Origin of the sequence: Paenibacillus terrae HPL-003 (genome assembly GCF_000235585.1) — a bacterium.
GTDB classification, from domain to species: Bacteria; Bacillota; Bacilli; order Paenibacillales; family Paenibacillaceae; genus Paenibacillus; species Paenibacillus terrae_B.
This window is the reverse complement of sequence record NC_016641.1, coordinates 213,893-227,080: the sequence shown is the minus strand read 5'-3', so window position 1 is coordinate 227,080 and position 13,188 is coordinate 213,893. Positions and strand designations below refer to the sequence as shown.

Genomic DNA, 13,188 nt, shown 5'->3' with positions numbered 1-13,188 from the left:
ACACTGGTTTTAGAGCATACGCTGCTAATCTGATAATACGAAAGAGCGTCCCGCTGGGGGACGCTATATACATAAGGGGGGAAGGGGTGCAGACTTGTACACTGCACCCCTATTTTTTCGTCCATTTTATGAGCTGAGTTGGATGACAGCTGCACAACGACAAGGGTCTATGGACGAGGATGAATAAGAGGGATTGCAATTATGATTTAGTTAACTCCTACAGCGTCAAAAGATTTGGCGGCTGCGGTTGCTTGCGCTGAATTCGCACCGTAGAGGTCTTTTGCGGCTTGCACCACAGCAGCACGTGTATTGGAGAAGTTGGAAGTAGAAGTCAGGTAGTTCGTAAAGGCACTATAGTAAATTTGGACAGCTGCGTCGCGACCAATTCCACTTACAGTTACGTTATGGAAGGTACCGCCTTGTGCCAACAGATAATATGCTTTATTAATAATGCCGCTGTTGGTATGAACGCCACCGTTATCCGAGCTGCCTTTATACAAGTTGGAATAGTGATCTGGTTGATCGTACAGGGTAGGGTTGGACATAGAGCGCAGAGCATCACCTGCAATGCTTGGCGTATAAATATCATCGCCTACAAGCCAGTTTTTACGCTGGATGTCATTGCCGATGATGTCCGAGAAGGACTCGTTCAACGCACCAGATTCCCCGTAATAATCCAAATTCGAAGTATACTCTGTAACACCGTGCGTGAGTTCATGACCAACTACATCGGGATCACCACTGAAAGCGATAAATGTGGTACCATCCCCGTCTCCATAAGTCATTTGGGAGCCGTTCCAGAAGGCGTTGTTGTAGCGGCTGCCGTAATGGACCGTCGAACGGAGTTGCAGGCCACGTCCATCAATACTGTTGCGTCCGAATTTGTCCTTATAGTAATCATATGTTTTGGCCGCATAAGCATGAGCATCTACGCCGGCTGGATCATTCCATACGTTATCGGCATCCGTCAGGAGCGTACCTGGAATGGTCTGACGATTGGAGGCCGTGTAGGTCACGATTCCGTTACCGCGTGTTGTGTCTTTTAACTGATAGCTGCTTCCGGACTGCGTAGTGTTGAACGACTTGGTATCACCAAGCACACCTTTACCTGTGCCCGTCGCTTCATTAATAATGTCATACTGGAATACGATCTTGCCATCATTGGCATCAATGATGTAGCGTGTACGCAGCGGCGCAGGCTCCAAAATATTAACTTCTGTTACATAAACCAGACGCGTCGTATCGCCAGTAGGATAGAAGTACAGCTCAGCTTTGGGGTCTACTTCAGGTTGTAAATTGGCGATTTTAGCGATGGAGCTTTGTGCTTCTACAGCTTCAATTTTGCTGTCCTTCAAATCAGCTGCTTTTTCAAGACTTAGCTTGTCCTTATCAATAGAGGTTGTTTGCTCGTTGTTAGAAGCTTCTGCGTAAGTGTCTTTACTTACACTGCCTTGCTCCTTAGCATCTTTAGAGATCGTATCGTCGAAGGAAGGGAGGGCTTGAATCCGTGTAGCGGCTTCCTCATACGCGGTATAGACGGCCTCGGTAGCGCTGATTTTCGGAGTTGTACCTTCTGTAGCTTCTTGTTGCTGATCCTCAGTAATCACGGCCCCCAGATAAGAAGTAACTTCACCAGACTTGTCCACATGAATCGTCTGTTCAGCTCCATATACGGGAATCCCGTTCACATACTGTTTCAGCCGATAATGACTTACACCGGATTTGTCGCTCGTGCGATCAATAATGCGAAATTGATCACGGACACTGGTGCTGTCCGCACCTAGCAACGTTTTCTTTTGTCGATTCAAATAACTCCATACAATGTCGTCACCCGATAACGATGAAGGGGCCTTCCATTGCTCGGCGTGGAAGGTTGGCGTAAGCTGATTTGGCTCCGAAACGGAACTTTCCGCAGATGCACCAGACGCTACCGACCCTAATAACATAGCTCCTCCAAGAAGCGAAACCCATACTTTTTTCATTAAAAATTCACTCTCCCCGGTTAATGTCAGGATGAAGACCATCCTGTTAAGAAATAGGCATTACGCCGTTTATGCAGGTCGTGTTGTCGTCTGGAACATGAAGAAAATGGAACGTGAAGAAGAAAAGCCGAAGTGTCTTTCATGAAGCGTGTGTGAAAAGAGGGTACTGCATGTGAAGCGTACAGCCTGAAAAGGTGACAAACTCCTCCTTTCCTGTCGTATAAGTGAAAGCAGTGAAAGCGAAATGAATCCAGATAATGGAAATAAAATGTCTTATGCAAAAAAAACAAATGTAAATTTTTTGAACTTCCATCATCTGGCTCTGATATTAGCACAGAGAATGACGAACGAGAAGATGTATGTCATAAATTTATCCAAAATGATTCTTTAGACCCTAATAACTGATTTATTCAATAGGATTAATAAGTTTTGTAAAATAAAGTCGAAAATTGCTTTGTCGAAAAGACTCCACGCTTGCCGTTACACACGGGTTTTAGAACGCATAGGTTATGTTGAACTGTCCTAATCATGCTGTCTATCCATACAGCAGCAAGGGAGGTGAGGCGGGAGCATGAGGAAGCAGACAAGATTTGGATTCAAGGCTCATCGCAGGCGGCATTCCAGTGCTAATAATCCCTACTCAAAGGTGTGGCTGCCTGTACGAACGCCATCCGTGCATATCACCCCGTACCCTTTAACAAGAAGGGGACCAGGCACAGAAGTAGAAGCACAGACAGGTGAAGAACGGCCACCCGGTTCGTCTTCGACGGGAAAATTGCTGGTATCCGTCATCATTCCGGCTATGAATGAGCAAAAAACGATCAGGGCTGTTGTCCGTGAGGCACGCCATGTTCATCCACACACCGAAGTCATCGTGGTCGAAAACGGATCAAGCGACAGGACGGCCGAGGCGGCAAAAGCGGCGGGCGCGCGAGTGCTTTCCTTTTCGCAGCCATTGGGGCATGATATTGGTCGCCGTATTGGAGCGGAAGCGGCTTCCGGGCAGGTACTGCTTTTTCTGGATGGTGATATCGTTATTCCCTGCGTCAGACTCAAGCCATTCATACAAGCCGTATGTGCGGGAGCGGATATTGCACTGAATGATTATCATGGGCCAGTAGACCGTACATCGGTGCATCCTGTGGTTGAAGCAAAGCATGTATTGAATATTTTGTCGAACCGTGCTGATTTAGGAGGGGCATCCATGACTGGAATTCCGCATGCCATAAGTCGAAAGGCCTTAAATGAAATAGGTCTAAAGTCCTTGGAAAAACCTCCGTTATTTCAGGCCATGACGATCACCTCCGGCTTGCGGGTGGTGACTGTTCGTGGAATAGCCGTGGGTAAAGTGAATGCAACCCGTAAAAAAATGAACGGTAGGGACCCGCTTGTGGATGTGGTTGTACAGGATCATCTTGACGCGATTGCCTGGCTTACATCACATTTGGGAACGCGTGCAGGATATACGGATTTGAAGCGCAAACGGATCAGAAACGAGGTGAGGCCGTGAACAGAGCGTATCGAAAAGGGAGGCGTGATGACCGAAGCCGGGGCATACGACGTGCACAGCGAAGACATGGAACGACGACTATGATGGATAGCCGCAGGGTGAGGAAACTCGCGCCCCGGCGGGGGAAAATGACCGCAGCAAATCCGCGGGAGGTACGGGCATTGCCCGGGGATACGCTGCTGCAGGGGACAGCCGCCGCAGTGGTCAGCGCCTGCAACGAGGAATCTACGATTGGCGAGGTGCTGAGCGAGTTGGAAAAGCTGCCTCTTACGGACATCATCGTCGTATTGAACGGTTGCACGGATGGCACGCGTTCTAAAGTAGCGAAGCATCATCCGGGTGTGACTCTCGTCAGCGTGCCGGCTCGGCTCGGGCATGATGTCGGACGGGCGGTAGGCGCACGTATGACGCAGGCTGAAATCGTATTGTTCGTGGACGGGGATCTGCCGATTCCTGCGGTTGACTTGCTGCCGTTCCTCTATGCAGTGGATCAAGGAACGGATGTGGCACTTAATAATTTGAGCAGGCATTTGCCACCTTACTTCCGGCAGGACAGCGTGACCCGGTGCAAAGGTTTCCTGAACCGCGTGCTGCGCAGGCCGGATCTGGGAGCAGGCTCCTTGACCGCTGTGCCGCACGCGTTATCACGACGTACGCTGGAGCTGCTCGGTCCGGCTATGCTCGCTGTTCCGCCGAAAGCTCATGCTATGGCGGTACTGCACGGGTTGAAGGTGACGGCAGTACATGCCGTAGACGTCATTGGAACAAACCGCAAGCGGACTATCAATACCGGCAAAGGGAATGCCATGGAGCAATTGATCGTCGGTGATCATGCGGAGGCACTGGCTGCGGTGTTTCAGGTAGCCGGAGCTTTCCCGTTGGGACCTGTTCCAACACGGGCCGACGTCGCCAAAGGGAGGAATGCACGATGAGTCTGACGAGCATTATTATTCCGACCTATAACGGTTTGCACCTGCTCAAGCCGTGTATTGAGGCAATTCGGACACATACGACAGATGTGCCTTATGAAATTATTATTGCAGACAACGCTTCAAATGATGGAACGGATGATTTTTGTGAAGCTGAGCGGCTGATTAGCATCCGTCTCCCTGAAAACCGGGGTTTTCCTGCAGCTTGTAATCAAGGGTTTCGGCTGGCTTCGGGTGATCAGCTCCTTATTTTGAACAATGATGTGACGGTTACACGGGGATGGTTATCCAATATGCTGATTGCATTGCGAAGCGAAAGCACAGTGGGACTGGTAGGACCGGTGACGAATTATGCCAGCGGTATTCAGCAGATTGACGGATTAGCAGGGGATCTGGATAGCTGCCTCCAGTTTGCAGAGCAGAATAATGCAAGTAATCCGTCCAGATGGTATGAGGTCAAGCGGCTGGTTGGTTTTTGTCTGTTGTTCCGACGTGAGCTGATGGAACGGATCGGATTGTTGGATGAACGGTTTAACCCAGGACATTATGAGGATGACGATTATTGTCTGCGCGCACGTGTACATGGCTACAAACTGCTGATGTGCAGCGACTGTTTTGTCTATCACCAGGGCAATGCGAGCTTTTCACGCTCGGAATCTGCCTGGGTCGAACAGTTGATTGAGCGGAATTATCGTTTGTTTATGGACAAATGGAACGTAGACCCCAGAGCGTTTATCGAGACTGGAAACGATGGGGCTTTAGGCACCGAACATGCTGTCGAAGGAGGAAGGAAGATATGAAAGGGGTTATTCTCGCAGGAGGAACCGGATCGCGTCTTCATCCGTTGACTTCATTACTCAACAAGCATCTGCTTCCGGTCGGCAAGTATCCCATGATCGTGTATGGTATCGAAAGACTGCAACAGGCGGGGATTACCGATATGCTTCTTATTATTGGCAAACAATCGGCCGGGCTGTACACCGATTTTCTGGGCAGCGGCAGCAATTATGGTGTCCAACTGACGTACCGGATTCAGGAAAATGCGGGCGGGATTGCGGAAGCACTCGAACTGGCGAAAAGCTACATGGAGCCAGGGGAAAAATTCACTGTTTTGCTGGGTGACAATTTGTTCAAGGAAGATCTGGGGCCTGTTATTGAACGGTTCGGGCAGCAGCCTTCGGGAAGCGCCAGAGTATTGTTAAAAAAGGTGGCGGATGCCCATCGCTACGGAGTACCTGTGTTTGATCCCGAGCGGCCGGAGAGCATTGCGCGAATTGAAGAAAAGCCGCAGCACCCCCAGTCTAGATATTGTGTAACCGGCATCTACATGTACGATACCGCCGTGTTCGATAAGATCCGGCAAATTACGCCTTCGGCGCGTGGTGAGCTTGAAATCACGGATGTTAACAACTGTTATGCGGCTGAGGGCAAGCTTGAATACGATATTTTGCGGCGGTATTGGAGCGATGCGGGGACCTTCGTTTCCCTTCAGGAAGCCGGGGTAAAAATGAAAGGGCTTCTGCCCTGATCTCAGCGATACACCATCCGGCCGGGCCAGGCATATATTATGGGCATAATGCCACCCGGAGGAGTGAACGGCATGAAACGCCTGAGTATAAGAAGGAAACACAGCAAGCGGCTCAGTAAGAAAGGTTATTGGGCGGGATATAAAAGGGGTCGGGAGCAGGGCAGCAGATTGGGTCAGGCTTCGTTCGGCAAGGTTTTTGAAGGCGTCAGTATTATCATTCCGTCCTATAATCAGCTTCATCGGCTTCGTACATGTATTCATCGTATTGAGGAAAATACAAGCCAGCCACATGAAATAATTGTGGTGGATTGTGGCTCAACGGACGGGACACGCACCTATCTGCTTCGTAAAAGCATCGCTGTGCGTTATGCGTTGTTAAAAAAAGATACTCATTTGACGGGCAGCTTGAATCAGGGGCTGATGATGGCGAAAGGCACGACCATTGTGGTGCTGGATCCAAATGCACTGGTAACGACAGCCTGGCTGGATCGACTACTGGAGTGCTTGCACAGTGATCCACGTATCGGTGTCGTCGGACCTGTAACGAACGGTCCGTTCGGAGAGCAACAGATTGAGGTACCTTATACGAACGAAAATGAAGCACGTCTTTTCGCTATTTCTTATAATGTTTCCAATCCGGGCGCATGGCAGGAAACCAAAAGCCTGGCTGGATTTTGTTTACTGCTGAGCAGAGAGACGCTGGAAAAGACGGGATACTGGGACGAAGGCTGTCACAGCGGTCAGGAAGCAGATGCAGATTGGCTGCTGCGTGTACGCTTGTTGGGGAAACGTCTAGCCATTGCGGGAAATGCTTTTATTCATTGCACGGAAAGTGATCGGGATACGGCTTATGCCTCTCCCCAGACGACCGGAGAAGGCGGTTTGATGGAGGAAAGCAGCCAGAACCGATCCTTTTTTGTACAAAAATGGGGGGATGCGGATAAGCTGCTCCACAGCCTGAAATTCGGTACAACAGAGCTGGAAAGCCAGATATCGCCAACCCTGGCCAGACACGTGTCAGCGGCAACCTTTTATCCCATTGGAGCGCTCGTTCAGGGACCGTCTGGTGCAATATATCGTCTGGAGCCGGGGAGAAGGCGGCTTCTGCATAGTGCCAGGAGTGCAGGAGGCGAAGACGTTGCCCCGGTCAGGGTGTCCCAGCTTGATCTGCTGGCGCTTCCGTTGGTGCCAAAGCCGGAGGTTACGATTCCCGGCGATTATGATCCTGTAAGCGGGATTTCGCCTCCCGCATCTTCTACGTCCTCACCTTCTGCATCTCTTGTGTCAGAGGAGCCGCTTCCAGTGCTGGCAGCCCCGGAACTGGAGAATATGCCCACGCTGTCTACACTTCATATCCCGGCTCAACGCATGCGATGGATTGAGGTCCTTTATGTCGTAGGCGGGCAACTGTATCAAATCGGGAACGGCTGGAAAAGGCCGTTCCTTACCCCCTATGCCGCCATGAGCTGGCTGGCGGCCGATTACCGGATTCGGTTGGTGTCCCCCGGAGATTTGTCGGATTTGGCGGAGGAGCACCCCATTATTGCGCCACCTGTGCTGCACGGGCATTTGTAATGATCGGAATAGGCGCTTTTAGGCGGAACCGACTACTCGTTGCGGCATACGCTATAGTAGCGGAAAGCCCGTAGGCAATTCGTGCGTTCCGCACGGCGGAGCACATAAAGGAGGGGCTTATGCATAACCAGGTAGATGATTTGCTGATTCATATTTCGCACTCGCATCAGCAGATGTCAAGGCTGTTGGATGCGGAACGGCGGGTGGTCGTGCGCATGTCGCAGATCATACATGAACTGCCGGATGAAGAGCCGCGTTTTGATGGAATTCCGGGCATTCTCGACAGCTCGGGACAAGTAAACAAAAGCATTATTGCCTACTTGAACGGTATTGCCGATCTTCAGGAAGCAATGGCTGAAATGCTCGTTCGTATCGTGAAAGAGACGGCATACCCGGATGAGGAGTAACGTACCAACCGAGGGCAGGGAGTGAACACATGAGTAGGGAACAAGCAATGATTCATATGCTGGACGCAGCTTCCAAAATGCAATGGAATGTGTCCATGATCCTGGAGGCCAAGGCGGTAGAAGCCGAAAAAATGCGTAATTGGGCGCTGAATCATCTGGAGCCTCACGCATTTGACACGGATGAAGAACAATTAGGACGGCCTTTGGAAATTCATGAGCAGATGGTGGAAATGCTGGAGGGTTTAACCCGGCTTCAAACCGGACTGTGCAGTAATCTCAAGGCATTACTGGATCAGGATGAGCAGCAGGGTGGCGGAATGGAAGGGATGATGGGAGGAATGGGACCGGGGGATATGAGCTAATGAGCATGAGGCGCGAACGTGAGATCAAGCTGGATATGATGGAGTCCATTGCTGCCAGCCAGCACGCCGTTGCCCGGATGCTGAGCAGTCTTGCGGATTTGACGCCCCATGCGGATATGTCCGCTACCCGTCTGGAGGAAACCATTCGTATACTCAGCAACTACCAGGGGGAAATCACGCAGATGTTGGCAGGCATCCCATTAAGACGGCTGGTGTATGGAAAACCGACTCAGCCGTGGCTCCAGCTACCTGTTCCAAAAACGAAATAACGACGAGGAAACTAAGGAGGAATGAGCATGAGAATAAGGTGGGAACGCGGCACGCGGGGAAAAGCCCGCAGAAGACGCAAAAGCATCCGGCGTTTGAGCATCCGAAGATTAAAGCTGAGAAGAAAACGTCTGCTTGCTTTAAGACGGCGTAAAAGAGGGCTTCACTCCGCCCGCAGAAGACGTCCTCATCTGCGTCGGCATAAAAAACCTCAGCCCACCCCGGCGACAGTCCCTGCTGCGGAGAATCCTCCACAGCCCGAGCCTGTTGTGCTGGAGCATGATCCACAGGCATTCCAGCAGGGATATGATGCTGCCTATAACGAGGGTTTCAATTCAGGCTTTGCCAAAGGCTACGAAGAAGGACACCAAGTCGCATATAAGGCCCAGTAAACCGTGAACATCATCTATTGTCGCTGATCCCCCGAAGCTAACAGCTTTGGGGTTATTTGTTGTTTGACAGGTGGACGGGCAAACGCCAATTTTGTCCGGGCAGTGGCAGTCGTCCATGATGCGTTTGACCCCTCCGCATATAGTTTAGGAGTGACAGAAGTTTATCCTACAACAGGACAGGGTGAAGGATGTGAACGATCAACGAAGCGGGAATGAACGCGAAGCCTATCAATGTGGCTACCGGGAAGGACGCAGAATGGGGGGGTGCACGGCTGCTCTGTCACAGGTCGTGGCCAAGGAGCCTGCTGTTCGCCATTTGAAAGTGCTGTATATTCCCCAAGGCTTCCCCGCAATAGACACAGGGGTACAAGAGGCATTAAGCCAAATATGCAGTGAATTCGTCATCGGTACTCCTGCCACGATGCTGGCTGACGCCGAGGCCCACCGACCTGAGCTCGTGCTGGTCATGAATGGGCTGCATGTTTTTCCATCGGATCATCTGGAGCAGGTGAAGCAAATACGGGGCTTGGGTATTCGGACGGCCATATGGTTTGTAGATGATCCCTACTTTACGGAGGATACGGCGTTGATCTGCCAATCCTACGATGTTGTATTTACGCACGAGATGTCATGCCTGCCGTTTTATCGGGATCAGGGAGTGGCACAGGTACACTATTTGCCGCTTGCTGTGTCAGCCCGGATCTTTTATCCCCGGCGGGTGGAACGGGAGCACCAGCATGACATTTGCTTCATCGGGAATGCCTTCTGGAACCGCGTAAAACTGTTTGACCACCTCGCTCCTTTTTTAGCGGATAAAAGGGTGCTGATCGTGGGTGGAAGCTGGGAGCGGCTGACCCGTCGAGATGTGCTGGAACGATTTATCCGTCCAATCTTCATGGAGCCGGAGGAAACAGCCAAATATTATAACGGCTCCAAAATTGTTATCAATCTGCATCGTCCGACGGACCCCGGACTGGATAACCGGAATACACATCAGCTGTCAGCGGAGTCCATTAATCCCCGGACCTACGAAATTGCTGCCTGTGGCACGCTCCAGATGACGGACATTCGGAAGGATCTGAGCCGCTATTACCGACCGGGCTATGACATTGAAACCTTTGGTGGAGTAGAGGAGTTGAAGGTCAAGCTGGACTTCTATCTCAAGCATGACCGGGAACGTGAACGCATGGCTTGGCGCGGGCTGCACACCACCATGCAAAAGCATCTGTACACGAATCGTATGGAAGAATTGCTGGACAAGGCGATGGCCTAAAGTAAACACCAAAAACAGTGAGGAGTGAAAGTGATGACGATATCTACGACAGGACCGTTTGACCCGGCCACAGCTTCCTGGGAAAAGGGGAGAGCTGCGGGAATCAGTGACGGTTACGACGAAGGCTATTTGCGCGGACGCGCCAATGCGATTCTTACCCGGACGAAGGCGGTTTTTCCTATTCGACAAATCCATGTACTGTATGTAGTCTCCGGTAAAGGTCTTCCCTATTCTCCGCTGGATGAAGCGGTTATTACCACATTGCAAAGTATGACGGCTCAGGTTACTGTAACCGACCCGCGTCAGCCCGTAGGTGATATTGCTGCTCAGCTCCATCCGAATCTGGTGCTGGCGCTGGATGGGATGGACCTTCCACTGGAACAGGTGGAAGCGGTGCGTCAGTTGGGTATTCCGACCGCCATTTGGCTAACGGATGATCCCTATTATACGGACACGACGGTCCGAATTGTCCCGCATTATGACCATGTGTTCACGCTAGAGCTGAATTGCATTGAAATGTACCGTCAGCTTGGCTGCTCATCTGTACATTACTTGCCCTTTGCGGCATTTCTGAATCAATATTTCCCGCTTAGCTCTCCCGCTTCTGTACGGCGTGAAATCGGGTTTACCGGTTCGGCCTACTGGAATCGCATCTATTTCTTTAATCCGATTATGCCGCAGCTCATGGCTCGTAATATTAAAATCAACGGAATTTGGTGGGATCGTCTCCCTGATTATCAAGCGTACGGAGACAAAATCGAGATAGGCCGCTGGATGTCTCCGGGCGAGACGAATGATACGTATAATGGCAGCAAAATTGTCATTAATCTTCATCGTTCGCATCAGGATGATTCAGTGAATAACAATGCTTTGAAAATTCCGGGGGCGTCGCCGAATCCGCGCACGTTCGAAATTTCTGCCTGCGGTACCTTGCAACTGACCGACACACGGGATGATCTGGCTCGTTTTTACAAACCGGGAGAAGAGATCGAGACGTACAGTTCCCAACAGGAGCTGCTGGAGAAGATTGAGTTTTATTTGACGCACGAAAAGGAACGCCGTGGGATTGCCTTGCGTGCCCTGGAACGGACACTGCGTGAGCACACGTATGGTCACCGGATTGACCAGATGCTGTCGATCGTATTTCCATAATTCGTTTCATACGCCCGATGGTTGCTATTTTAAAGGAGGTGAACTCCGATCAAACCGAAAATGATGCTATTCAGCCATGTCAGCAATGTCCGCAGCATTACGGGAGCGGAGAAGCTGTTATTGCAATTTTGTGTAGACATTCGTACGTACTTCGACTGCATTCTGGTGACGCCCGGTGAAGGGCGGCTGACCACGATTGCCCGCAAGCGCGGGATTACCGTCCAAATTCAGAACATGCCCATGCTGCACGGCATGTATACCCCGTATGAGGGATTGGCGCAAGATGTGGAGAATTTGCGAAACCATGCTTCGTACGCACCGTTGCTTCAGTTGCTACAGCAAAAGCGTCCCGATGTGGTGCTGGTCAATACCTGTGTGAACGTCATGCCCGCGATGGCTTCCCATGAGTTGAATATTCCGGTGGTCTGGAAAATAACCGAAGTCATTAACCAGAATGAGCATACACCTGTCTCGGTCTCCATCATCGAGCGTTATAGCCGATGGGTCATCGGTATTTCGCAAGCCGTCTTGCGGCCTTTGCACGGGGCGGGGCTGACACGTTCGCATACGGTGTTGTCTCCTTGTCGGGATATGGATATGCCACCTCACAAAGAGCATGTGCTGCAACGGAAACGCAAACGTGAAAAGCTGGGGTTGAAGGAAGCACATATTTGTATTGGTTATATTTCTTCCTTTATCTACGAACCCAAAGGACTGTTGCCTTTTGTTCAAATGGCTCTGAAGCTGTGTGAAACGAATTCGAGCTGCCGCTTCTGGATCATCGGCAGCTCGGTGGATTCGGCATATTACGTGAAATGCGTTTCTTTAATCCGCAAATCCCGTTACAGCCGGCGATTCCAGTTCAGCTCATTTGAGGAATCTGTATCCACCGCATATAGCGCGATGGATATAGTTGTCATCCCGAGCATGGTGGAGGAAGGCTTTGGTCTGACGGCACTGGAGGGGCTGGTTTACGGCAAGCCGGTTGTGGCCTTTGCCCAGGGCGGACTTGTGGAGCTGATGGAGGCGACTGGAAATACTGAGTTTTTGGTAGAGCCGGGAAACAGCGATATGCTGGCGGAAAAGGTGGGCTATCTGCTCAATCATCCCAAGGAAGTGGAACGGATTGGTATACGGAACTACAGCGCGGCTACACGTGTATACGGATCTGATTCCTATCGAGGCAACTTACATCTCATGGTTAGTCAATGGGTGTGCCACCATCCGCATTGGTTTCCGTTAATTCAACAGCCAGGCGGACCTGTATGGACGAGGGAAGGCGAAGGGCTACGTCAGGTCACCGCTATACCGGAGGTATGTACCAGCACCATTCGAGAATTTCCCGAATCGGTGGTTTGCCAACTGCCTCTGCTTAGTCTGCCACCTATCGAGTATGCGGCCATTCCGGGCTTGCCACAGCCACCCCCTCCTGTACCGGAGCCACAGCCGGAGTCACAGCCAGACCTGCATCATGGCAAGCGTGGCATTCGAGCGAAATGGCCAGCGGCCCGCAAGCATAGCAGAACGTGCAAGCGCAAGGGTAAGAGCAACGCCAGCAGCAGGAGCTATCGCATTCACGGGTTTCCGCTGTCAGGGCTTCTGCCGAAATCCAAGTCCAGACAGAAACACAGGTTGAAGCGGAAGCTCAAACGAAAACTCAAGCTCAAGCCTGTGTCGAGGCGTCTGCATCCGCACAAGCGGAAGCGGCTAACGCTCAAGGCTGGACGCCACAAAAAACAACGGTCCGGGTGAAAGCACGCCGGATCGTTGAGGTGAATGTTTAGCTGGAGTACAGACAGCTTGCTGGATGG

The 13,188-nt window shown here is 51.2% G+C and carries 13 protein-coding genes; 12 read left to right on the top strand and 1 reads right to left on the bottom strand.

Annotation, left to right across the window (positions count from 1 at the left end):
• Positions 1–206 precede the first annotated feature (206 nt).
• A complete protein-coding gene (locus HPL003_RS01090; protein ID WP_014277784.1) occupies positions 207–1,982 on the bottom strand; it encodes a M4 family metallopeptidase in 1,776 nt (591 codons plus the stop codon).
• Between the two features lie 571 nt (positions 1,983–2,553).
• Between HPL003_RS01090 and HPL003_RS01085 the strand changes: the two genes are divergently transcribed.
• The 12 genes from HPL003_RS01085 (at position 2,554) to HPL003_RS01030 (ending at position 13,129) form a co-directional block, all read left to right on the top strand.
• Complete coding sequence (locus HPL003_RS01085) at positions 2,554–3,492, top strand: glycosyltransferase family 2 protein (RefSeq protein ID WP_014277783.1); 939 nt, start codon at positions 2,554–2,556, stop codon at positions 3,490–3,492.
• Positions 3,489–4,424 (top strand): glycosyltransferase family 2 protein, encoded by a 936-nt coding sequence (locus HPL003_RS01080; protein ID WP_043922276.1) that lies wholly within the window; start codon positions 3,489–3,491, stop codon positions 4,422–4,424. The genes HPL003_RS01085 and HPL003_RS01080 overlap by 4 nt, the downstream gene beginning before the upstream one ends.
• The gene (locus tag HPL003_RS01075) at positions 4,421–5,221 is read left to right on the top strand and encodes a glycosyltransferase family 2 protein (protein ID WP_014277781.1); all 801 of its coding nucleotides are present in this window, start codon (positions 4,421–4,423) and stop codon (positions 5,219–5,221) included. Before HPL003_RS01080 ends, HPL003_RS01075 begins: the two co-directional genes overlap by 4 nt.
• Positions 5,218–5,949: a sugar phosphate nucleotidyltransferase gene (locus tag HPL003_RS01070; RefSeq protein ID WP_014277780.1), complete on the top strand. Its 732-nt coding sequence runs from the start codon at positions 5,218–5,220 to the stop codon at positions 5,947–5,949. Before HPL003_RS01075 ends, HPL003_RS01070 begins: the two co-directional genes overlap by 4 nt.
• A gap of 72 nt (positions 5,950–6,021) precedes the next feature.
• Positions 6,022–7,524: a glycosyltransferase family 2 protein gene (locus tag HPL003_RS01065; RefSeq protein WP_014277779.1), complete on the top strand. Its 1,503-nt coding sequence runs from the start codon at positions 6,022–6,024 to the stop codon at positions 7,522–7,524.
• A gap of 119 nt (positions 7,525–7,643) precedes the next feature.
• On the top strand, positions 7,644–7,931 hold the full coding sequence (locus HPL003_RS01060) for a hypothetical protein (protein WP_014277778.1): 288 nt from the start codon (positions 7,644–7,646) through the stop codon (positions 7,929–7,931).
• Between the two features lie 29 nt (positions 7,932–7,960).
• A complete protein-coding gene (locus HPL003_RS01055; RefSeq protein WP_043922275.1) occupies positions 7,961–8,293 on the top strand; it encodes an alpha-helical endospore appendage domain-containing protein in 333 nt (110 codons plus the stop codon).
• Positions 8,293–8,562: a hypothetical protein gene (locus tag HPL003_RS29530; protein WP_014277776.1), complete on the top strand. Its 270-nt coding sequence runs from the start codon at positions 8,293–8,295 to the stop codon at positions 8,560–8,562. Before HPL003_RS01055 ends, HPL003_RS29530 begins: the two co-directional genes overlap by 1 nt.
• A gap of 27 nt (positions 8,563–8,589) precedes the next feature.
• Positions 8,590–8,952, top strand: coding sequence for a FliH/SctL family protein (locus tag HPL003_RS29525; RefSeq protein WP_014277775.1), 363 nt, complete (start codon positions 8,590–8,592; stop codon positions 8,950–8,952).
• Positions 8,953–9,133: 181 nt separating this feature from the next.
• Positions 9,134–10,225, top strand: coding sequence for a CgeB family protein (locus tag HPL003_RS01040; protein WP_043922274.1), 1,092 nt, complete (start codon positions 9,134–9,136; stop codon positions 10,223–10,225).
• 33 nt (positions 10,226–10,258) lie between these two features.
• On the top strand, positions 10,259–11,377 hold the full coding sequence (locus HPL003_RS01035) for a CgeB family protein (protein ID WP_014277773.1): 1,119 nt from the start codon (positions 10,259–10,261) through the stop codon (positions 11,375–11,377).
• 60 nt (positions 11,378–11,437) lie between these two features.
• Positions 11,438–13,129, top strand: coding sequence for a glycosyltransferase (locus HPL003_RS01030; protein ID WP_014277772.1), 1,692 nt, complete (start codon positions 11,438–11,440; stop codon positions 13,127–13,129).
• Positions 13,130–13,188: the final 59 nt, after the last annotated feature.

Coding starts and splice junctions, on each gene's coding strand:
- HPL003_RS01090 (WP_014277784.1), bottom strand. CDS start 1,982: ATGAAAAAAGTATGGGTTTCGCTTCTTGGAGGAGCTATGTTATTAGGG.
- HPL003_RS01085 (WP_014277783.1), top strand. CDS start 2,554: ATGAGGAAGCAGACAAGATTTGGATTCAAGGCTCATCGCAGGCGGCAT.
- HPL003_RS01075 (WP_014277781.1), top strand. CDS start 4,421: ATGAGTCTGACGAGCATTATTATTCCGACCTATAACGGTTTGCACCTG.
- HPL003_RS01070 (WP_014277780.1), top strand. CDS start 5,218: ATGAAAGGGGTTATTCTCGCAGGAGGAACCGGATCGCGTCTTCATCCG.
- HPL003_RS01065 (WP_014277779.1), top strand. CDS start 6,022: ATGAAACGCCTGAGTATAAGAAGGAAACACAGCAAGCGGCTCAGTAAG.
- HPL003_RS01060 (WP_014277778.1), top strand. CDS start 7,644: ATGCATAACCAGGTAGATGATTTGCTGATTCATATTTCGCACTCGCAT.
- HPL003_RS01055 (WP_043922275.1), top strand. CDS start 7,961: ATGAGTAGGGAACAAGCAATGATTCATATGCTGGACGCAGCTTCCAAA.
- HPL003_RS29530 (WP_014277776.1), top strand. CDS start 8,293: ATGAGCATGAGGCGCGAACGTGAGATCAAGCTGGATATGATGGAGTCC.
- HPL003_RS29525 (WP_014277775.1), top strand. CDS start 8,590: ATGAGAATAAGGTGGGAACGCGGCACGCGGGGAAAAGCCCGCAGAAGA.
- HPL003_RS01035 (WP_014277773.1), top strand. CDS start 10,259: ATGACGATATCTACGACAGGACCGTTTGACCCGGCCACAGCTTCCTGG.
- HPL003_RS01030 (WP_014277772.1), top strand. CDS start 11,438: ATGATGCTATTCAGCCATGTCAGCAATGTCCGCAGCATTACGGGAGCG.